The sequence below is a fragment of the Streptomyces sp. NPDC107559 genome (assembly GCF_055657365.1).
In genome coordinates this window covers 493,090-511,852 of record NZ_JBVKBD010000001.1, presented here as the reverse complement: position 1 = coordinate 511,852, position 18,763 = coordinate 493,090, and the positions used below count along the sequence as shown (strand labels likewise).

The 18,763-nt window shown below is 70.7% G+C and carries 14 protein-coding genes, 2 tRNA genes and 1 pseudogene; 5 read left to right on the top strand and 12 right to left on the bottom strand.

Annotated features, from left to right (window positions below):
- Window positions 1–23: 23 nt before the first annotated feature.
- From clpX to ACZ7OY_RS02095, 5 genes are all read right to left on the bottom strand, one after another.
- A complete protein-coding gene (clpX, locus tag ACZ7OY_RS02115; RefSeq protein WP_274238923.1) occupies window positions 24–1,310 on the bottom strand; it encodes an ATP-dependent Clp protease ATP-binding subunit ClpX in 1,287 nt (428 codons plus the stop codon).
- A gap of 194 nt (window positions 1,311–1,504) precedes the next feature.
- Complete coding sequence (locus ACZ7OY_RS02110; protein ID WP_392611459.1) at window positions 1,505–2,185, bottom strand: ATP-dependent Clp protease proteolytic subunit; 681 nt, start codon at window positions 2,183–2,185, stop codon at window positions 1,505–1,507.
- Between the two features lie 161 nt (window positions 2,186–2,346).
- Window positions 2,347–2,955, bottom strand: a complete 609-nt coding sequence (locus tag ACZ7OY_RS02105; protein ID WP_385538268.1) for an ATP-dependent Clp protease proteolytic subunit — start codon at window positions 2,953–2,955, stop codon at window positions 2,347–2,349.
- Between the two features lie 577 nt (window positions 2,956–3,532).
- Window positions 3,533–4,924, bottom strand: a complete 1,392-nt coding sequence (tig, locus tag ACZ7OY_RS02100) for a trigger factor (protein WP_471909603.1) — start codon at window positions 4,922–4,924, stop codon at window positions 3,533–3,535.
- A 183-nt stretch (window positions 4,925–5,107) separates the two neighbouring features.
- Window positions 5,108–5,184: transfer RNA gene (locus ACZ7OY_RS02095), tRNA-Pro, on the bottom strand.
- 139 nt (window positions 5,185–5,323) lie between these two features.
- On the opposite strand from ACZ7OY_RS02095, the gene ACZ7OY_RS02090 reads away from it, so the two are divergent.
- A tRNA-Gly gene (locus ACZ7OY_RS02090) sits at window positions 5,324–5,394 on the top strand.
- Window positions 5,395–5,616: 222 nt separating this feature from the next.
- On the opposite strand, the gene ACZ7OY_RS02085 is transcribed toward ACZ7OY_RS02090, so the two are convergent.
- On the bottom strand, window positions 5,617–5,811 hold the full coding sequence (locus tag ACZ7OY_RS02085) for a hypothetical protein (RefSeq protein ID WP_069772786.1): 195 nt from the start codon (window positions 5,809–5,811) through the stop codon (window positions 5,617–5,619).
- Between the two features lie 485 nt (window positions 5,812–6,296).
- On the opposite strand from ACZ7OY_RS02085, the gene ACZ7OY_RS02080 reads away from it, so the two are divergent.
- A complete protein-coding gene (locus ACZ7OY_RS02080; protein WP_471909602.1) occupies window positions 6,297–7,445 on the top strand; it encodes an acyltransferase family protein in 1,149 nt (382 codons plus the stop codon).
- Between the two features lie 181 nt (window positions 7,446–7,626).
- On the opposite strand, the gene ACZ7OY_RS02075 is transcribed toward ACZ7OY_RS02080, so the two are convergent.
- Window positions 7,627–8,067 carry an HD domain-containing protein gene (locus ACZ7OY_RS02075; RefSeq protein ID WP_471909601.1) on the bottom strand — a complete coding sequence of 147 codons (441 nt, stop codon included), beginning with the start codon at window positions 8,065–8,067 and terminating at the stop codon, window positions 7,627–7,629.
- Window positions 8,068–8,075: 8 nt separating this feature from the next.
- Window positions 8,076–9,254, bottom strand: coding sequence for a PP2C family protein-serine/threonine phosphatase (locus tag ACZ7OY_RS02070; protein ID WP_471909600.1), 1,179 nt, complete (start codon window positions 9,252–9,254; stop codon window positions 8,076–8,078).
- Window positions 9,255–9,416: 162 nt separating this feature from the next.
- Between ACZ7OY_RS02070 and ACZ7OY_RS02065 the strand changes: the two genes are divergently transcribed.
- Window positions 9,417–10,670 carry a GNAT family N-acetyltransferase gene (locus ACZ7OY_RS02065; protein ID WP_471909599.1) on the top strand — a complete coding sequence of 418 codons (1,254 nt, stop codon included), beginning with the start codon at window positions 9,417–9,419 and terminating at the stop codon, window positions 10,668–10,670.
- 207 nt (window positions 10,671–10,877) lie between these two features.
- Here ACZ7OY_RS02065 and ACZ7OY_RS02060 read toward each other — a convergent pair whose 3' ends face one another.
- Window positions 10,878–11,696 (bottom strand): Fpg/Nei family DNA glycosylase, encoded by an 819-nt coding sequence (locus ACZ7OY_RS02060; protein WP_471909598.1) that lies wholly within the window; start codon window positions 11,694–11,696, stop codon window positions 10,878–10,880.
- Between the two features lie 100 nt (window positions 11,697–11,796).
- Window positions 11,797–12,282, bottom strand: coding sequence for a ribose-5-phosphate isomerase (locus ACZ7OY_RS02055; RefSeq protein ID WP_152894684.1), 486 nt, complete (start codon window positions 12,280–12,282; stop codon window positions 11,797–11,799).
- A gap of 203 nt (window positions 12,283–12,485) precedes the next feature.
- Between ACZ7OY_RS02055 and ACZ7OY_RS02050 the strand changes: the two genes are divergently transcribed.
- A complete protein-coding gene (locus tag ACZ7OY_RS02050) occupies window positions 12,486–13,970 on the top strand; it encodes an amino acid permease (RefSeq protein ID WP_471909597.1) in 1,485 nt (494 codons plus the stop codon).
- A 184-nt stretch (window positions 13,971–14,154) separates the two neighbouring features.
- On the opposite strand, the pseudogene ACZ7OY_RS02045 reads toward ACZ7OY_RS02050, so the two are convergent.
- Window positions 14,155–16,692 (bottom strand): annotated as a pseudogene (locus ACZ7OY_RS02045) (serine/threonine-protein kinase); the annotation flags it as partial.
- Window positions 16,693–16,999: 307 nt separating this feature from the next.
- Between ACZ7OY_RS02045 and ACZ7OY_RS02040 the strand changes: the two are divergent.
- Window positions 17,000–17,722 (top strand): LPXTG cell wall anchor domain-containing protein, encoded by a 723-nt coding sequence (locus ACZ7OY_RS02040; RefSeq protein ID WP_471910354.1) that lies wholly within the window; start codon window positions 17,000–17,002, stop codon window positions 17,720–17,722.
- Between the two features lie 132 nt (window positions 17,723–17,854).
- Here ACZ7OY_RS02040 and ACZ7OY_RS02035 read toward each other — a convergent pair whose 3' ends face one another.
- On the bottom strand, window positions 17,855–18,439 hold the full coding sequence (locus ACZ7OY_RS02035) for a biotin transporter BioY (RefSeq protein WP_471909596.1): 585 nt from the start codon (window positions 18,437–18,439) through the stop codon (window positions 17,855–17,857).
- Window positions 18,440–18,763 lie beyond the last annotated feature (324 nt).

Sequence of the window (18,763 nt, the reverse complement as noted above, 5' to 3'; positions counted from 1 at the left end):
CTTTCCCGTACGCGGTACGGCGGTTACGCCGTCTTCTGCTCCCCCGGGCCGCGGCCGCGGGCGTCGCGCGGGATCAGCGTCGGGTTCACGTTCGAGTGAACGACGTCCGCCGTGATGACGACACGGGCCACGTCCTTGCGGGACGGGACCTCGTACATCACCGACATGAGGACCTCCTCCATGATGGCGCGCAGACCGCGTGCGCCGGTCTGGCGGAGGATGGCCTGGTCGGCGATGGCCTCCAGCGCCTCACGCTCGAAGTCCAGCTCCACGCCGTCCAGTTCGAACAGACGCTGGTACTGCTTCACGAGCGCGTTGCGCGGCTCGACCAGGATCTGGAGGAGCGCCTCGCGGTCGAGGTTGTGCACCGAGGTGATGACCGGCAGACGGCCGATGAACTCGGGGATCATGCCGAACTTGACCAGGTCCTCGGGCATGACGTCCTCGAACTGGTCCTTGGCCTCCAGCTCGCGCTTGGAGCGGATCGTCGCGCCGAAGCCGATGCCCTTGGCGCCGGCCCGGGACTCGATGAGCTTCTCCAGGCCCGCGAAGGCGCCGCCCACGATGAACAGGACGTTCGTCGTGTCGATCTGGATGAACTCCTGGTGCGGGTGCTTACGGCCGCCCTGCGGCGGGACCGAGGCCGTGGTGCCCTCCAGGATCTTCAGCAGCGCCTGCTGCACACCCTCGCCGCTCACGTCACGCGTGATCGACGGGTTCTCGCTCTTGCGAGCGACCTTGTCGATCTCGTCGATGTAGATGATCCCGGTCTCGGCCTTCTTGACGTCGTAGTCGGCCGCCTGGATCAGCTTGAGCAGGATGTTCTCGACGTCCTCGCCGACATAGCCGGCCTCCGTCAGCGCCGTCGCGTCGGCGATGGCGAACGGGACGTTGAGCATACGGGCGAGGGTCTGCGCGAGGAGCGTCTTGCCGGAGCCCGTGGGACCCAGCAGAAGGATGTTGGACTTCGCCAACTCGATGGCGTCCTCGCGGCTTTGACCGCCGCCGTTCTCACCGGCCTGGACCCGCTTGTAGTGGTTGTACACCGCGACGGAGAGCGCCTTCTTGGCCGCTTCCTGGCCGACCACGTAGCCCTCGAGGAACTCGTAGATCTCGCGGGGCTTGGGGAGTTCCTCCCAGCGCACCTCGCTCGTCTCCGCGAGCTCTTCCTCGATGATCTCGTTGCAGAGATCGATGCACTCGTCGCAGATGTACACACCGGGGCCTGCGATGAGCTTCTTGACCTGCTTCTGGCTCTTGCCGCAGAACGAGCACTTGAGCAGATCGCCGCCGTCACCGATGCGTGCCACGGTGTGCTTCCCCTTCGCCTGGGAGACGCCTGGACTCTTACGAGTCCAGCGGCTCCTGGTGCTGCCTTATGTCCGACGGTACCTTGCCGAGCCCCCCGTTCGGGCCCCCCTTGGCACGGTTCACTTTGTCGTGCACCTTGCCGCGCACGGCGTGCGATCCTGCCAAGGGGCGGCAGACGATACATGCAACCGCGTCAGCGGACGCTGCTGTTGTTCATCTTCCGGGTGGAGATGATCTGGTCGACCAGGCCGTACGCGAGCGCGTCCTCGGCCGTGAGGATCTTGTCGCGCTCGATGTCCTCGCGGATCTTCTCGATCGGCGTGGTGGAGTGCTTGGCCAGCATCTCCTCCAGCTGCGAGCGCATCCGCAGGATTTCGTTCGCGGCGATCTCCAGGTCCGAGACCTGGCCGCGGCCGGTCTCGCTGTAGGGCTGGTGGATCAGCACGCGCGCGTTCGGCAGGGCCATGCGCTTGCCCGGCGTACCGGCCGCGAGGAGGATCGCCGCGGCGGACGCCGCCTGGCCCATGCAGACGGTCTGGATGTCCGGCTTCACGAACTGCATGGTGTCGTAAATCGCAGTCAGCGCGGTGAAGGAGCCGCCGGGGCTGTTGATGTAGACCGAGATGTCACGGTCGGGGTCCATCGACTCCAGGCACAGCAGCTGCGCCATGACGTCGTTGGCGGAGGCGTCGTCGATCTGCACGCCGAGGAAGATCACGCGCTCCTCGAAGAGCTTCGCGTACGGGTCGTACTCGCGGATGCCCTGGGAGGTGCGCTCCACGAAGCGCGGAATGACGTAGCGGGACTCGGCCGAGGGCCCGGTGTACTGGGCGCGCGCACCGTCGTAGAGGCTGCTGCCGGGGAAGTCGTTCACGGTGTCTCCTGAGAGGGGCTGGGGCGGTGGCTGACGGCTGGGACGGCACGTACGGCCCCCGAGGGGCCAAGGCCTGTCAACGGACCCGCACGGGGCCTCCAGGGAGCCACGGCGGGCCACCCATGGAAGCCGGGCATGGTTCGGGCCCGAATGGGCCCGAACTATGCCGCTCCGGTACCGCCGCCGCCCGGCATGCCGGCGGCCGTCGGGATGACGTCGTCGATGAGGCCGTACTCCTTGGCCTCGAAGGCGTCGAACCAGCGGTCGCGGTCCGAGTCGCGGGTGACCTGCTCGACCGTCTGACCGGTGTGCTGGGAGGTCAGCTCGGCCATGCGCTTCTTGGTGTGCAGCAGCCGCTCGGCGTGGATCTTGATGTCGGAGGCCGATCCGGCCAGACCCGCGGAGGGCTGGTGGATCAGGATCTCGGCGTTCGGCAGCGCGAAGCGCTTGCCGGGCGTGCCCGCGCTGAGCAGGAACTGGCCCATCGAGGCCGCGAGACCCATGGCGATGGTCACCACGTCGTTCTTGATGAACTGCATCGTGTCGTAGATCGCCATGCCGGCCGTGATCGAACCGCCGGGGCTGTTGATGTACAGATAAATGTCCTTCTCCGGATCGGCGGCCAGGAGAAGGAGCTGTGCGGTGATCTTGTTCGCGATGTCGTCGTCGACCGGCTGGCCGAGGAAGATGATCCGCTCGTTGAGCAGCCGGTTGTAGACCTGGTCGCCGAGGCCACCACCGATGGAAGGCTCGCCGGCGGCGGAGGGCATCAGATTCGTCACGTATCCACCTGCTCGTCTTACGACGGCGCCGGGCCGTCTCACGTGTACTGCCGGGGCTCAGGGCCGTCCGGCCGTTTCCGGGGACTCCCCTGCCCTCGTACTCATGGACCCTAACGCGCGGGTCCCTTCGGGGAATCCCGCAAAGGGAACTGTTCGCTGTGAGCGCAGGTCGCCCGGCCGGCCGGGGCGGAATGCGGGCTACGGGGGTCTTCCGCGGCGCCGGCGGCCGCGGGGCGTACGGTCTCACGGCTCGCGGAACGTCCGCCCGGCCACACGCTCTCACGGTTCCCGGGCGGGCGCAGCCCGGGAACCGTGAGACCGCACGGCCGCACGGCCGGAGCCGCCCCGGGCCCGTGCGCGCGGTTCGCGGACGGCCGGCCGGTCTCACGGTTCCCGGGCGGGCGGCCGGGTGTACGGGCGAGCGGGCGAGCGGCGGCTGGGGCGACTCGGCAGCCGGGCAGCCGGTTGCCCGGGCGCACGGGCGGCCGGAGACACGGCGAAGGGCCCCGGGGCGCAGTGCGTCCCGGGGCCCTTCGTCCTGCGTGTGTCAGAAGCGGCGCGAGGCTCAGGCCTCGGGCTTCTCCTCGACCTCGGCCTCGGCGGTGGCCTCGGCGACGACCTCGGCGGCGGCCTCCTCGGCCTCCTCCTCGTCGTCCAGGTCGACGATCTCGCCGTTGGTGTCCTTGACCGTGGCGGCCTCGACGACCAGGGCCAGGGCCTTGCCGCGGGCGACCTCGCCGACCAGGAGCGGAACCTGGCCGCCCTCGACGACCGCCTGGGCGAACTGGTCGGGGGACATGCCGGAGGACGCGGCGCGACGCATGAGGTGCTCGGTGAGCTCCTCCTGGTTGACGTTCAGGCTCTCGCGCTTGACGAGCTCGTCCAGCACGAACTGGGTCTTGATGCCCTTGACCGCGGCCTCGTTGGTCTCGGCGTCGAACTCCTCCTCGGTCTTGCCCTGGATCTCCAGGTACTTCGCGAGGTCGAGGCCCATCTGGCCGAGCTGGTGGTGCTCGAGGTTGTGCTTACGGGTGTTGATCTCGTCCTCGAGCAGCTTCTCGGGGACCGGGACCTCGACCAGCTCGAGCAGCTTCTCCAGGACGCGCTCCTGGGCCTGCGTGGCCTGGTCGTACTGCTTCATGTTCTCGAGGCGCTTGCGGCTGTCGGCCTTGAGCTCGTCGAGGGTGTCGAACTCGGAGGCGAGCTGCGCGAACTCGTCGTCCAGCTCGGGCAGTTCGCGGGCGGCGACCTGGGTGACCTTGACGGTGACCTCGGCCTCCTTGCCGGCCGCCGAGCCGCCCTTGAGCTCGGAGGTGAAGGTGGCCTCGCCACCGGCCTCCAGGCCCTTCACGGCCTCGTCGATGCCGTCCAGCAGCTCGCCGGAACCGATGGTGTACGAGACACCCTCGGCGACGCCGTCCTCGAGGACCTCGCCGTCGACCTTGGCCTCCAGGTCGATGGTGACGACGTCGCCGTCCACGGCGGCGCGCTCGACGGGGCTCGTCGACGCGAAGCGCTCACGGAGCTGCTCCACCGACTTCTCGATGTCCTCGTCCGACACCTCGACGGCGTCGACCTCGACCTCGATGCCGGAGTAGTCCGGGATCTCCAGGGCGGGGCGGATGTCGACCTCGGCGGTGAAGTTCAGCGTCTCGCCGTCCTTCAGCTCCGTGATGTCGACCTCGGGCTGGCCCAGCACGGCGAGCTCGGCCTCGTTGACCGCCTCCGTGTAGAACTTCGGGAGCGCGTCGTTGACGGCCTCCTCCAGCACGGCGCCACGGCCGAACCGCTGGTCGATGACCCGGGCCGGGATCTTGCCCTTGCGGAAGCCCTTCACCGTGACCTGCTGGTTGATCTTCTTGTACGCCGCGTCGAGGCTGTCCTTGAGCTCCTCGAAGGGCACCTCGACAGTGAGCCGAACCCGAGTCGGGTTCAGGGTCTCCACGGCGCTCTTCACGGTTCGGTCTCCTTGTGGCTGACTTCTGGTTTTCTGCCGGGACCCGACGGGTCCGGCGGATTTCGTCGCCCGGAGACTTCAGAACAAGAGACACACGGGCGCGCAGCTTGCATAGTAACCGCAGCGGCTACCCGCCCCCAAAGGCGATCACGCGAGGGTGATCCGTCCGGACTGCCGTCCGGATGGTCGGGGTGGCGGGATTTGAACCCACGGCCTTCCGCTCCCAAAGCGGACGCGCTACCAAGCTGCGCCACACCCCGTCTGGTGCGAGACGTAGGGTACATGCCCGCAGGCAGCGGGGCTGCCGTATTTCCGGCGGACGTAGGGAGTGTGCGGTGAGCGCGTGCGAACCGCTACGATGCCTGTGTGCCGCGGTCACCTGACCTGCGACACATCCGTGCGGGCGTAGCTCAATGGTAGAGCCCTAGTCTTCCAAACTAGCTACGCGGGTTCGATTCCCGTCGCCCGCTCTGTATGTATTCAGGGCCCGGTCCGAAGAGTGATCTTCCGACCGGGCCCTGATGCGTTTGCCGGTGCCGGGATCAAGATCACTTCGACGCGCCCGGATTCACTCCTTCGCGCCCCGAGGTGCCGCCAGGCGCGCCGTCTCCCGCTCCGGCGCACACGCCATCGCTCCCGCGCGCCCCGGGCCGAGCGGTCCCGGGCCGAGCGGTCCCGCCGGAACGGTCGACTCAGAAGTTGATCGAGTTGATCGTGTCCGCGAGCGAGTTCAGGAAACGGTTTATCGACGGGGCCATGCCGGTCGAGGCGAGGAAGAAGCCGAACAGGATCGCGACGATCGCGGGCCCCGCCTTGATCGAGCCGCCCCGGATCAACACCACCAGGATGATCGCCAACAGCAGCACCACGGACAGTGAAATGGCCACAACTGATCACACCCTCGGTCGGTCCGCTCTCCCGGCCTGGGGATGCCGGCCCCGCGCAACCCCGCCAGAACCATCGTGCCACCAACACGGCCCGCGTATGCGGCCCGTGACGCATCATCGGCCGGAACCGGTCCCGGGCGTTCGCGCGAAAGGGCGCCGGACGGGGTGGGCACAGCAATTCGAGGCCCCACTCGCACAGGAAATTGCAGAGATCGTTTCGGTATCGGCACAGCCCGCGCACAGCCAATTCGATTCACCGGCCGAGGGTCGCGGCAAGCACCCTCACCAGCGCCGATATGCACCCTTTCGGATGGATGAATTGCGACATCAAGGGAGGAACCTCCGCGCCGGAGCGTCGACCGTGTGGGCGCCATCACGTCGACACCGAAGTCGACTTGGGGAAATTGCGGGGTACCCGGACCCCATAAACCTTATTGACGTGGGGTGTTTTACGGAAACCCACATACGACGCTAGGGTGCCTCAAATGTTCCACGCCGCCTCGCCCTCGCCGCATGTTCAGCAGGATCAGAACAACCAGGACAAGCCGGACATGCAGAACAAGCAGCACGAGTCCGGCGATCAGCCGCAGAACCGGCCCAAGCGGCGCGACTCGTTCTTCGACAACGCCAAGTACCTGGCGATCGTGCTGGTGGCCGTGGCCCACTCCTGGGAGCCGCTGAAGGGCGACAGCCGGATCCTCCAGGGCGTGTACATGGTCGTGTACGCGTTCCACATGCCCGCGTTCGTCATCATCTCCGGCTTCTTCTCCCGGAGTTTCGACGCGCGCCCGGACCGGCTGAAGCGGCTCGTGACCGGTGTCCTGGTGCCGTACGTCCTCTTCGAGACGGCCTACCCGTTGTTCAGGCGGGTCGTGGACCACGCCCCGGACCAGGAGATCAGCCTCCTCGACCCCTGGTACCTGACCTGGTTCCTGTGCGCCCTGTTCATCTGGCGGCTCACCACACCGATCTGGAAGCTGGTGCGCCATCCGCTGCCGCTCGCGCTCGGCGTGGCCGCGCTCGCGTCCGTCACCCCGGCCATCGGCGACGACCTGGACCTGCAACGCGTCCTTCAGTTCCTGCCGTTCTTCGTGCTGGGGCTGTGCCTGAAGCCGGAGCACTTCCGGCTGGTGCGCCGCCGCTCGGTGCGCATCGCCGCCGTCCCGGTGTTCGCGTTCGCGCTGGCCTTCGGCTGGTGGGCGGTGCCGCGGATGAACGCCGCGTGGCTCTACCACCGCGACGCCGCACAGGAGCTGGCCGCGCCCTGGTGGGCCGGGCCGGTGATGCAACTGGCGCTGTTCGGCTGCTCGCTGGTGCTGACCGCCTGCTTCTTCGCCTGGGTACCGGGCCGCAGGCTGTGGTTCACGGCGCTCGGCGCGGGCACGCTCTACGGCTATCTGCTGCACGGCTTCCTGATCAAGGCCGGTGAGTATCGCGGCTGGTTCGAGCACACCTGGCTGCACCGGCCGCTCGGCGAGATCCTCGTCAGCGCCCTCGCGGCCGCGGCCGTCACCCTGCTGTGCACCCCGCCCGTGCAGCGGGTGTTCCGGTTCGCGATGGAGCCGACGATGGCGTGGGCCTTCAAGCGGGACGCGGCGGAAGTGGCGCGTGAACGCGTGAAGGTCGGAGCGTAGGCGCTCCGCTGGGTGCCTTTGGCTTCGCTGAGCGCCGTCGGGCGTTCGCTGAGCGCCGTCGGGCGTTCGCTGAGCGCCGTCGGGCGTTCGCCGGGCGTCCGTCGGATCTTGGCCGCGGGTTCGTCGTGGCTGGTCGCGCAGTTCCCCGCGCCCCTGAAGAGCGCCCCTTCGGGGCGCGTCTTCAGGGTGTGAGGCCGAGGAGCCGGCGCATGTGGGCGTACTTCTCGGTCAGCCGGTCCCGGGTGGCCGGGTCGAGGACCGCCAGGCGCGCCGGGTCCGCGTTGTGCGCCAGGTCCGCCTCCTTCACCAGCAACGCCCCGGGGGTGGCGAGGACGCGCCGCGCGTACGCCGCCGGGTCCTCCCCGGTCCGCTTGGTGACGGCGAGCACGATGTCCTTGGTGCGCGCGCTCAGCGCGGCCTCGTCCAGCCATCGCGCGGACAGCGCGCCGTCCTCGACGGAGTCGTGCAGCCAGGCCGCCGCGATCTGTTCGTCGTCCCCGCCGCGCACGCGCACGCCTTCGGCGACGGCCCGCAGGTGTTCGGCGTACGGCCGTCCCGCCTTGTCGGTCTGTCCCTGGTGCGCCGCCCGGGCCAGCGCCTCCACCTCGGCGAGGGTCAGCATGGCCGCCGTCACCGGACGGCCGCCGCGGTCGGGCCCTCGCGGCAGACCAGCAGCAGCGCCCGGTCGTCGTTGACGTCCTTCGCCACCGCCTCGATGAGGTGCCAGGCGGCGCCCTGGAAGCCGCCGACCACATAGCGGTCGGCCTCGCCGGTCAGCCGGTCGATGCCCTCGACGATGTCGCGGTCGGAGGTCTCGACCAGGCCGTCGGTGAACAGCATCAGCACGTCGCCGGGGCGCAGGGAGCCCTTGACCGGGTCGAACCGAGCGCCGTCGTAGACACCGAGGAGCGGGCCCTCGGCGGCCTTCTCCTCCCAGCGGCCGCTGCCCGCGCTGAGCTGGAGGCCCGGCGGGTGTCCGGCGGAGTAGAGCTCGTAGTCGCCGGAGTCCAGGTCCAGGACCAGGTGGATGGAGGTCGCGAAGCCCTCGTCCCAGTCCTGGCGCAGCAGATAGCCGTTGGCGGCCGGCAGGAAGGCGTGCGGCGGCAGGGAGCCGAGCAGACCCCCGAACGCGCCCGACAGCAGCAGGGCGCGGGAGCCCGCGTCCATGCCCTTGCCCGACACGTCGGTCAGCACGACCTCCATGGTGCGGCCGCCGTTGGTGCGGGCCGCGACCACGAAGTCGCCGGAGAAGGACTGGCCGCCCGCGGGGCGCAGCGCCATCTCGCGGTGCCAGCCGCGGGGCAGCTTCGGCAGCTTGCTCTGCACCCGGATGCGTTCGCGCAGGTCGAACAGCATGGTGCCGCCGCGCCGCCAGGGCACGCCGACCCTGCTGCGGAACTGGGCGATCAGCAGTCCGATGAAGCCGCAGGCGGCGACGACCAGGACCACGCCCGGGGTGACCCGGGAGGGCCCCTGGGTGTAGGGGCCCAGTTTCACGGACTCCACGATCAGCGCGGTGGCCGCGGCCGCGTACAGGCCCAGCAGGCTCGCCGGGCGCAGCAGCAGGCCGCCGGCGACGATCGGCAGGACCAGCGCGGCCGGTGAGCACCAGACCGAGTTGGCGAGGGTGGTGGCCGCGATCAGCGGGATGGTGAGCAGCAGTCCGGCCAGCGCGATCCAGTCCGAGCCGTCGCCGCGGAAGTAGTCCACGGCGGATCTGCGCACGCCGACGCGGGCCCGGTGCCATTGCATCTTCAACCGGGCCGTGAACGTCTCGGCCGCTGCGCGCCGCTCTCGTCCTGCTGCCATTAGTTCGGGACCCTATCCATCGGACCTGCCGCTTGGCACGGGAGGTCCCGCTTGTCCCCCGTCCGAGCCTCGACCTCACAGTGAACTTCACGGGAGGCCGTCGCGCGTCGGGCACGGGGAAATTCGTTCGCCGGACCCTCGGGGCCCTGGTACGCATGGCCCATGGCACTTCACCTGCCCGAGAGGGCGACCGAGCTGCGGGTGCTGCGGCGGGACGACTGGGATCAGTGGTACGGCAACCTGATGCGCGCCTTCGGTGGCGACGAGGAGTCGCCCGAGGTGGTGGCGCTGTGGCGCGACGAGCTCGTCGACGTCGACCGCGCGCTGGGCGTGTGGGACGGGGACCGGTGTGTGGGGTCGGCTGGGGCGTACGCGTTCCGGCTGACCGTGCCGGGCGGCGCCTCGGTGCCGGCGGCGGGCGTCACGCTGGTCGGCGTGGCCGCCACGCACCGCCGGCGCGGGGTGCTGACGTCGATGATGCGACGCCAGCTGGACGATGTGCGGGCCTGGGGCGAGCCGCTGGCGGTACTCACCGCGTCGGAGCCGGCGATCTACGGCCGGTTCGGGTACGCCCCGGCGACCTTCGGGATCGGCGCGGAGATCGACACCGGCCGGGTGACGCTGTCCGTGCCGGACGGCACGGATGCCGTACGTCTGCGCTACGAGCGTCCGGCAGACGTCCTGGACGTGTGTGAGGCGGTGTACGCGCGGACGGTGCCGGCCCGTGCGGGCATGCTGGCCCGGCAGCCCGGCTGGGAGCGGGTGGGGGTGCTGGACCCGGAGCGGGACCGGGACGGCGCCTCGGCGTTGCAGTGCGTGGTCGCCGAGCGGGACGGGGAGCCGACCGGGTACGCCCGGTTCCGGGTCGCGATGCGGTGGACGGACGCCGGGCACAACGGCCAGGTGGTCCTGCAGGATCTCGCGGCGCTCGATCCGGCCACGCAGGCGGCCCTGTGGCGCTTCCTGTTCGACATCGACCTGACGACCTCGCTGAAGGTGCGCGGACGGCCCGTCGACGAGGCGTGGCAGTTCCAGGTGTCCGACATCCGGCGGTGTCAACTGCGGCTGCGGGACGCGTTGTACGTACGGCTGGTGGAGGTCGGGGCGGCACTGGCGGCGCGGACGTACCAGGCGCCGGTGGACGTGGTGTTCGAGGTCGAGGACGCCTTCTGCCCGTGGAACGCGGGGCGTTGGCGGCTGACCGGGGACGCGAAGGGCGCGTCCTGTGTCCGCACCACGGACGCCGCCGATCTCGCCCTGTCGGTGCGGGAGTTGGCGGCGGCGTATCTCGGCGGGGTGTCGCTGGCCGCGCTCGCGGCGGCCGGGCGGGTGCGCGAGCTGCGGCAAGGGGCCCTGGCCGAGGCCTCGTCGGCGTTCGGCGGGCTCGTGGCCCCCTGGCTGCCGCACGGGTTCTGAGCCGGTCCGGCGGGCCCGCGCGGCCTGGTCGCGCGGCCCCGCCGGGTCAGGCCATGTGGGTCCGCCGGGCCAGGTGACGCGGGTTCGCCGGGTCAGGTGACGCGGGTTCGCCGGGCCAGGTGACGCGGGTCCGGCGGATCGGATGGCGCGGGTCCGCCGGGCCAGGTGACGCGGGTCCGGCGGATCGGATGGCGCGGGTTCGCCGGGTCAGGTCCGCTGGCAGGTCGGGCACCAGAAGAGGTTGCGGGCGGCGAGGTCGGCGGTGCGGATCCCGTCGCCGCACAGGTGGCAGGGCAGCCGGGCGCGGCGGTAGACGTAGACCTCGCCGCCGTGGTCGTCGACGCGGGGCGGACGGCCCATCGCCTCCGGGGTGTGCTGCGGGCGGACGGTGTCGATGCGGTTGTTGCGGACGCCCTCGCGCATGAGCCCGACCAGGTCGCCCCAGATCGCGTCCCACTCGGCGGGGGTGATGTCCCGGCCCGCCCGGTAGGGGTCGATGTGGTGCCGGAAGAGGACCTCGGCGCGGTAGACGTTGCCCACCCCGGCGATGACCTTCTGGTCCATGAGGAGCGCGGCGATCGTCGTACGGCTACGGCGCACGCGGGCGTACGCGGCGGCCGGGTCGGCGTCGGTGCGCAGCGGGTCGGGGCCGAGGCGGTCGTGTATCGCCTGCTTCTCGGCGCGGGTGATCAGCGCGCAGGTGGTGGGGCCGCGCAGGTCGACGTACGCGGTGTCGTTGGCGACGCGCAGCCGGACGGTGTCCGTGGGCGGCGGCGCGGGGGCGTCGCCGAAGTCGACCTTGCCGAAGAGGCCGAGGTGGATGTGGACCCAGTCGGCGTCCTCGCTGTCGCGGAAGCCGAGGAAGAGGTGCTTGCCGTGGGCGTCGGCGGCGCGCAGGACGGCGCCGTCGAGAAGGGCTGCCGCCTCGCCGAACCTGCCCTGAGGGCTGGTGACCCGCGTGGCACGGGCCGCGAAGGCGGCGGCGTAGTCCTGCGCGAGCCGGTGAATCGTGTGCCCCTCTGGCACGTCCTGTCGTCCTTTCCCACCCGTACACCGGTACCGGTCTCCCGACCGGTGGAGCCCTGTGGACCCCGGGGCCGTCGCCCCCGGGGCCGGGCGTCTGCCGCTACTGCTGCGGGTGGTGCGCCGGGATCGGCGGGAGGTCGCCCGTGGTCTCGTAGCCGGAGAGCATGTCGATACGGCGGATGTGGCGCTCGTCACCGGAGAACGGCGTGCCGAGGAAGGTCTCGACGAACTTCGTCGCCTCCTCCTGGCTGTGCATCCGCGCGCCCACGGCGACGACGTTCGCGTTGTTGTGCTGGCGGCCGAGGGACGCGGTCTCCTCGCTCCAGGCGAGGGCCGCACGCACGCCCTTCACCTTGTTCGCGGCGATCTGCTCGCCGTTGCCGGAGCCGCCGATGACGATGCCCAGCGCCTCGGGGTCCGCGGCCGTGCGCTCCGCGGCACGCAGGCAGAAGGGCGGGTAGTCGTCCTGGGCGTCGTAGATGTGGGGGCCGCAGTCGACGGGCTCGTGTCCCGCCTCCTTGAGCCATTCGACGAGGTGGTTCTTGAGTTCGAAGCCCGCATGGTCGGAGCCGAGATACACGCGCATGGATCGAGTGTGACACGGGCGTTGCGGGGCAGCAGCGTTGGGTGCGCGACGGACGGGTGTGACCGGGGCTACAGAACCTTAGGTTCTTCCGACGTACGATCCGGAATCAAAGGTTCCAGGATTCGTAACCCTCCGTTTCGCTGGACCGTCCCGTACACCGCTCGTGCGGGAGCCCCTCGAGTGGCGCAAAGGAAATCCCTCCCATGACTTCGCAGTCGACCCTGCCGAAGGCCGGAAGCGGCCACGGAGAACCCGGCGACCCCGGTTCCTCTCTCCACGCCGGTCTCAAGAACCGACACCTCTCGATGATCGCCATCGGCGGCGTCATCGGCGCCGGCCTCTTCGTAGGCTCGAGTTCCGGCATCGCCACCGCGGGCCCGGGCATCCTCCTGTCGTACGCGCTCGTCGGCACGCTCGTCGTGCTGGTGATGCGGATGCTCGGCGAGATGTCCGCGGCCAACCCGACCTCCGGGTCCTTCTCCGCGCACGCCGACCGGGCGCTCGGCCGCTGGGCCGGGTTCTCCATCGGCTGGCTCTACTGGTTCTTCTGGGTCGTCGTGCTGGCCGTGGAGGCCACCGCCGGCGCCAAGATCCTGGAGTCGTGGATACCCGGCGTCCCCCAGTGGGGCTGGGCGCTGATCGTGATGGCGGTGCTGACCGCCACCAACCTGGTCTCCGTCAGCTCCTACGGCGAGTTCGAGTTCTGGTTCGCCGGGATCAAGGTCGTCGCCATCGGCGCGTTCATCGTCGTCGGCGCGCTCGCCATATTCGGCGTGCTGCCCGGCGTCCACAGCGACAAGGCCGGCCTCGGGAACCTGACCGAGCACGGCGGATTCCTGCCCCACGGTCCGGGCGCCATCCTCACGGGTGTGCTGCTCGTCGTCTTCTCCTTCATGGGCAGCGAGATCGCCACCCTGGCCGCGGGCGAGTCGGAGAACCCGCAGCGCGCCGTCACGAAGTCCACCAACAGCATCATCTGGCGGATCGGCGTCTTCTACCTCGGCTCGATCCTCGTGGTCGTCTCGCTGCTGCCGTGGAACGACCCGTCGATCAAGGAGAAGGGCTCGTACGTCGCCGCCCTCGACTCCCTCGGTATCGCGCACGCCGGTCAGATCATGAACTTCATCGTGCTGACCTCGGTGCTGTCCTGCCTCAACTCCGGTCTGTACACGGCCTCCCGCATGGCCTTCTCGCTGGGCCAGCGCGGCGACGCGCCCAGGGCCTTCGCGCGGACCACGTCCCGCGGTGTGCCGCGGGCCGCGATCATCGCCTCCGTCGTCTTCGGCTTCGTCGCGGTGTTCTTCAACTACAAGTTCCCGGACTCGGTCTTCCTCTTCCTCGTCAACTCCTCCGGTGCGGTCGCCCTGTTCGTCTGGCTGGTGATCTGCTTCTCGCAGCTGCGCATGCGGAAGATCATCAAGGCCGAGGCGCCGGAGAAGCTCGTCGTGAAGATGTGGCTGTACCCGTACCTGACCTGGGCCACGGCCGCGCTGATCGTCTTCGTGCTCGGCTACATGCTGACCGACACCGAGGGAGAGAGCAGCGGGCGTACGACCGTGCTGCTGTCCCTGGGGGTCGCGGCGGTCGTGATCGTGATCGCCCTGGTGAAGGAGAAGGTCCGCGGCGGCCGGACCGCCGCGGTCGAGGCCGCGGACGCGGCCGCGGCCGACGAGGTGCCGGTGGGCTGAGGCCCGCGGCCCGGACGCCGGGTGTGAACGGAAGGGGAGGGAACCCGCGGGTTCCCTCCCCTTCCGCGTTCCGCGGCCCACGGGTCCGTCGGTCCGCCAGTCCGCCGGTCCGCCGGTCCGCCGGTCCGCCGGTCCGCCGGTTCGCCGGTTCGCCGGTTCGCCGGTTCGCCGGTTCGCCGGTTCGCAGCAGCGTGAAGCCGTCCTTGACCTGGTTGTAGGTCCGCACGGCCCGGCTCTCGATCCGCGGCTGGTACCAGGTGTTGATCTGGTACGACTTACCGGCCGCGTCGAAGCCCAGCAGTCTGGCGTACCACTGGACGCCCTTCAGGGTGAACGTGTACTCCCAGACGACCGCCGGGTTGCCGCGGAACGTCGTCTCGTCCAGACGGATCTTGCGATAGCCCTGGCCCTGGTGGGCGTTCTGCTCCGAGGTCCGCCAGGTGTCCATCAGATCGCCCCGGGCCAGCGAGGACTTGGCCACCAGCTCCTGGGTGCCGTCGGGCGAGGTGTAGTGCACCTCCGCGCCCGTCTTCACGTCCCGCCGCCAGCCCTTGGGCGTCACCCACGCGAAGCCGCCGGCCTCCTGGTGCGCGCCCGGCGGCAGGCTGGGCGGCCGGAAGGTGCCCTCGACCGTGGGCGAGGGGGTGCCGCCGGTCGGAGCCGTGGCGGACGCGGAGGCCTTCGGCGAGGAGCCGCCCGCACGGGTTCCCCCGGGCGGGGAGGACGACATCGCCAGCACCACCGCGACGACCGCGCCCGTGGCGGCCACGGCACCGGCGGCGGCCAGGACGGCCGTACGGCGCCGGGCCCTCGCCGGGGAGGACGGCATGGCGGCGCGCGGTCCGGTCTCCGGAGTGCGGCCGGCGGCACCGGCGGGACCCGTGACGCCTGCGCCGGCCGTACGGTCTGGATCGCCGGTGCTGCGGGCGTTGCCGCTGTTGCCCGCGTTGCTGGAGGAGGTCTCGGAGCGCACCTCCGAACGCGCCTCCGAACGCGCCTCCGACCAGGCTTCCGAACGCGCCTCGAAGACGGTTTCGGCGGCGGGAGCGGGCTGCCTCGGATCACGGATGCCCGGCACCCGGGTGCCGTCCACGAAGACCGGGGTGGACGACGCCCCCGGCAGCCGGGGCAGGACCCTGGTGGGCGACTCGACGCCGGGGCCGGTGTCCCGACCCCCGGAGGCCGGATCCTGTCCAGGCGGGACCGAGTCCTGGGCGACCGGGGGCAGGTCCCTTGCGGTCGCGGCCGGATCCTGGGCGACCGGGGGCAGGTCCGCAGTCGGGGCCGGATCCTGGGCGACCGGGGGCAGGTCCCTTGCGGTCGGGGCCGGATCCTGGGGGTCTGGGGATGGACCCCGGGCGGCCAGGGCCGAGTCCTGAGCGCCAAGGGCCGACCCCTCAGAGCCAAGGGCCGGGTCCTCCCCAGCAGCCGGAACCGCGTCCCGAGGACCCGAGGCCGGACCCCGGGCGGCCAGGGCCGAGTCCCGGGGGCCGAGCGCCGGATCCGTGTCAGCCACAGCTGCGTCCTGGACTTCCGGAGCCGGTTCCTGGGCTGCCGTAGCCGGTTCCTGGGCCGCCGGATTCAGGCCCCCGGCGGCCGGAGTCAGGCCCTGAGGCGCCGTCGAGGGCGCCTCGGGCTCGGGCGAGGGGACGGGTGGCGTCCCGGGGGCGGAGAGGGCCCGTGCCGGGACCGCGGACGCGGGTACGGGCGCGGGTTCTGCGGCGGCCCCAGGGGCGGAACCGCTCACCACCGCCGCCGACTCGCCCCCCATCACCGCCGCCGACCCGGTCTCCCCCGGCCCGGTCTCCCCCGGCGCCTGCGGTTCCGGCCCGCGCGCCGCCGGTGGGGCGGGCTCGTTCGAGCGCTGCGGCTCGGTGGGGGACGTGGCGTCGGTTGTGACGTCGGGCTGCGCCGCCGCGAAGGCGACGGACTGCCCCGGCACGCCGCCGACCGCCAGCGTCGGGGTCGGCTCCGGGAACGCGATCGGCCGCAGGGCCGATTCCACGTCCTCCAGGGACGGCCGTACCGCCGGCTCCTTCTCCAGCAGCGCGGCCAGCAGAGCACGCAACGGACCGGCCGAGGCGGGGAGTTCGGGCTCCTCGTAGAGGACCGCGTGCAGTGTCGCCAGGGTCGTGCCGCGGGAGAAGGGGGAACGGCCGCCCAGCGCCGCGCAGAGGGTCGCGCCCAGGGACCACACGTCGGACGGCGGGCCCTGGTGACGGCCGGAGATCCGCTCGGGGGCCATGTAGTCGGGGGAACCGACCAGCATGCCGACCATGGTGAGCGCCTTGGCGTCCTGGATCGCGGCGATGCCGAAGTCCGTCAGGACGACGCGCCGACCGCCGCTCTCCACCAGGACGTTGCCGGGTTTGATGTCACGGTGCAGGACACCCCCGGCGTGCACCTGCCGCAGCGCCGCCACCAGGCCGAGGCCGATACGGGCCGTCTCCCCCGGGCTCAGCGGTCCGTCCTCCGCGATGGCCCGCTCCAGGGAGCGGCCGGCCACCAGTTCCATCACGATCCACAGGCGTTCGCCCTCGTCCACCACGTCGTACACCCGCACGACGTGGGGATGGTCGATCCGGGCCGTCGCCCGTGCCTCGCGCAGGGTGCGTTCGCGACGGGTGCGGGTGTCCTCCGCGTCGAGTCCGTCGATGCGCATTTCCTTGACGGCGACCAGTCGGTCGAGAATTTCGTCGACGGCTCGCCACACCCGCCCCATTCCGCCCTGCCCGATACTCTCGACCAGCCGATAACGTCCCGTCACCAGCAGCCCCGGAACTCCGCCGCTCCGCGGGTTTCCCGCACCCCCCTCGCCTCCCGCATCGCCCGGGTTTCCCGGATTCCCCAAGTCTCCCGATTTTCCCTGCACTTCCGCCGCACCCCCCTCTTCGGCAGTCCGCCCGGTCTCCCCTGACACGCAATAGTCACACTTGCTGCCGTACCAGCATAGTGCGGAGAAATCTTGTGGTACCTCTTCAAGTACTGCGGATTCAGGCGCAGTCCAGGGGGACGCAAGGGGGACGAACATGAGTTCTCGTCGAATGAAGGCCATTGCGGGATCGCTGGTCACGGCATCTTTTTCGGCCGTGATGATCCTTCCGTTCACGGCCGCCGCCGATGACCAGGGACCGGGTAGCGACAAGGGGGGAAAGGCCGTTGACGAGGCACCGGCGGGCGTGAAACTGACCACGCTGCTGCCGGAGAAGATCTCGGTCGACAACGACTCGAAGAAGACGGCGATCAAAGCCACGGTGAAAAACGAGGGAACCAAGAACAGCGGCGACATCAGGCTTTTGGTGGTCGGTTTCGACGGCCTCGAAGTCACGGATGTCCAGGGCTGCTCGGCGATCGCGAAAAAGGATCTGCCGTCCGGTTCGAACAGCGGTTTCAGTTGCGCCGTCGGCGATCTCGCGGCGGGCAAGTCGAAGTCGTACGACGTCTCCGCGACGTACGACCTGAGCAAGACCGGGAAGATCTGCCTGCCGGTTCAGACCGCCGACGGGAAGAAGACCTTCTGGCAGCAGGGGCCGGTCCCGTTCGGCACGTCCAACCCGTCGCCGAACGCCCCTGCCACCCCGCTGCTGCTCGGCACCGACAACCAGCCGGTGGCGCCGGGCGGCGACGAGCTGCCCAAGACCGGCGTCGGACGTGACGTCCTGCCGCTGGGCGCGGCCGGTGCGGCGCTGGTCCTGGCGGGCGCGGCGGGGCTGTGGTGGTCGCAGCGGCCACCGCGGGCCCGGCAGGCCTGAGCCCGGCGGGCCTCGAGCCCGCCCCGGGAACGACGAAGAGGTTCGCCGGAGTGCTGTCGCAGTGCGACCCGGCGAACCTCTTCCGCTCCCGCTTGCGCGGGTGCCGGGGTCTGTCGGACAGACCCCGTGGCGTCAGCGCTTGGCGATCTTCCAGGCGGCGGGCAGCGCGCCCATCGCCAGCGCGGCCTTCAGCGCGTCGCCGATCAGGAACGGGGTGAGACCGGCCGCGATCGCGGCGGTGGCGGACATTCCGGTGGCCAGGGCCAGGTAGGGAACGCCGACGGCGTAGATGATCGCCTCGCCGAGCAGCATCGTGCCCGCCATGCGCAGCACGGAGCGGTCGGCGCCGCGGCGGGCCAGCGCGCCCACGGCGGCGGACGCGAGCAGCATGCCCAGGATGTAGCCGAAGGACGGTGCGGCGCCGCCCGAGGTGCCCTCGGCGAACCACGGCACACCGGCGACGCCCGCCACCGCGTACAGGGCGAGGGCGAGGAAGCCGCGGCCCGCGCCGAGGGAGGTGCCCACCAGCAGGGCGGCGAAGGTCTGGCCGGTCACCGGCACCGGGGAGCCCGGGACCGGGACCGAGAGCTGGGCCGCGAGGCCGGTGAGCGCGGCGCCGCCGAGCACGAGGGCGATGTCCCGGACGCGGGACGCGGGGAGCAGGTCGGCGAGGACCTGTCCGGGCCGGGCGGTGGCAGTGGCGGCAGCGGTGCTCATGGGGACTCCGCGGAGGCTGGGCGGCGAGGGACACCGTGACGCTATCCCAGCGGTCGTGGCGTGATCACCGTCAGTGGTCGACAAAGGGAGGATCAAGGCCTTGGTGGGCTTCGGACAAAGACCGTCGGCTACGCACGCTCCGGCGTGATGCCGGTCACTGAGGTCGGGTGGCATGGGCAACGGAAAGCGGTACGGCGGGTTTCTGTAGGGATTCACCAACGCCGTCGACGCGTGCCGTGGGGGCCGTCTCGCCCGTCGGTCGCCGTCTGGGCAGGGGTCCGCCGTTTTGCTAGCTTCGACCGCATGGTTGCTCAGGCCCGGTAC

Coding starts and splice junctions, on each gene's coding strand:
- ACZ7OY_RS02080 (WP_471909602.1), top strand. CDS start 6,297: ATGTTCCACGCCGCCTCGCCCTCGCCGCATGTTCAGCAGGATCAGAAC.
- ACZ7OY_RS02105 (WP_385538268.1), bottom strand. CDS start 2,955: ATGCCCTCCGCCGCCGGCGAGCCTTCCATCGGTGGTGGCCTCGGCGAC.
- ACZ7OY_RS02070 (WP_471909600.1), bottom strand. CDS start 9,254: ATGGCAGCAGGACGAGAGCGGCGCGCAGCGGCCGAGACGTTCACGGCC.
- ACZ7OY_RS02040 (WP_471910354.1), top strand. CDS start 17,000: ATGAGTTCTCGTCGAATGAAGGCCATTGCGGGATCGCTGGTCACGGCA.
- ACZ7OY_RS02065 (WP_471909599.1), top strand. CDS start 9,417: ATGGCACTTCACCTGCCCGAGAGGGCGACCGAGCTGCGGGTGCTGCGG.
- ACZ7OY_RS02055 (WP_152894684.1), bottom strand. CDS start 12,282: ATGCGCGTGTATCTCGGCTCCGACCATGCGGGCTTCGAACTCAAGAAC.
- ACZ7OY_RS02035 (WP_471909596.1), bottom strand. CDS start 18,439: ATGAGCACCGCTGCCGCCACTGCCACCGCCCGGCCCGGACAGGTCCTC.
- ACZ7OY_RS02075 (WP_471909601.1), bottom strand. CDS start 8,067: ATGCTGACCCTCGCCGAGGTGGAGGCGCTGGCCCGGGCGGCGCACCAG.
- ACZ7OY_RS02050 (WP_471909597.1), top strand. CDS start 12,486: ATGACTTCGCAGTCGACCCTGCCGAAGGCCGGAAGCGGCCACGGAGAA.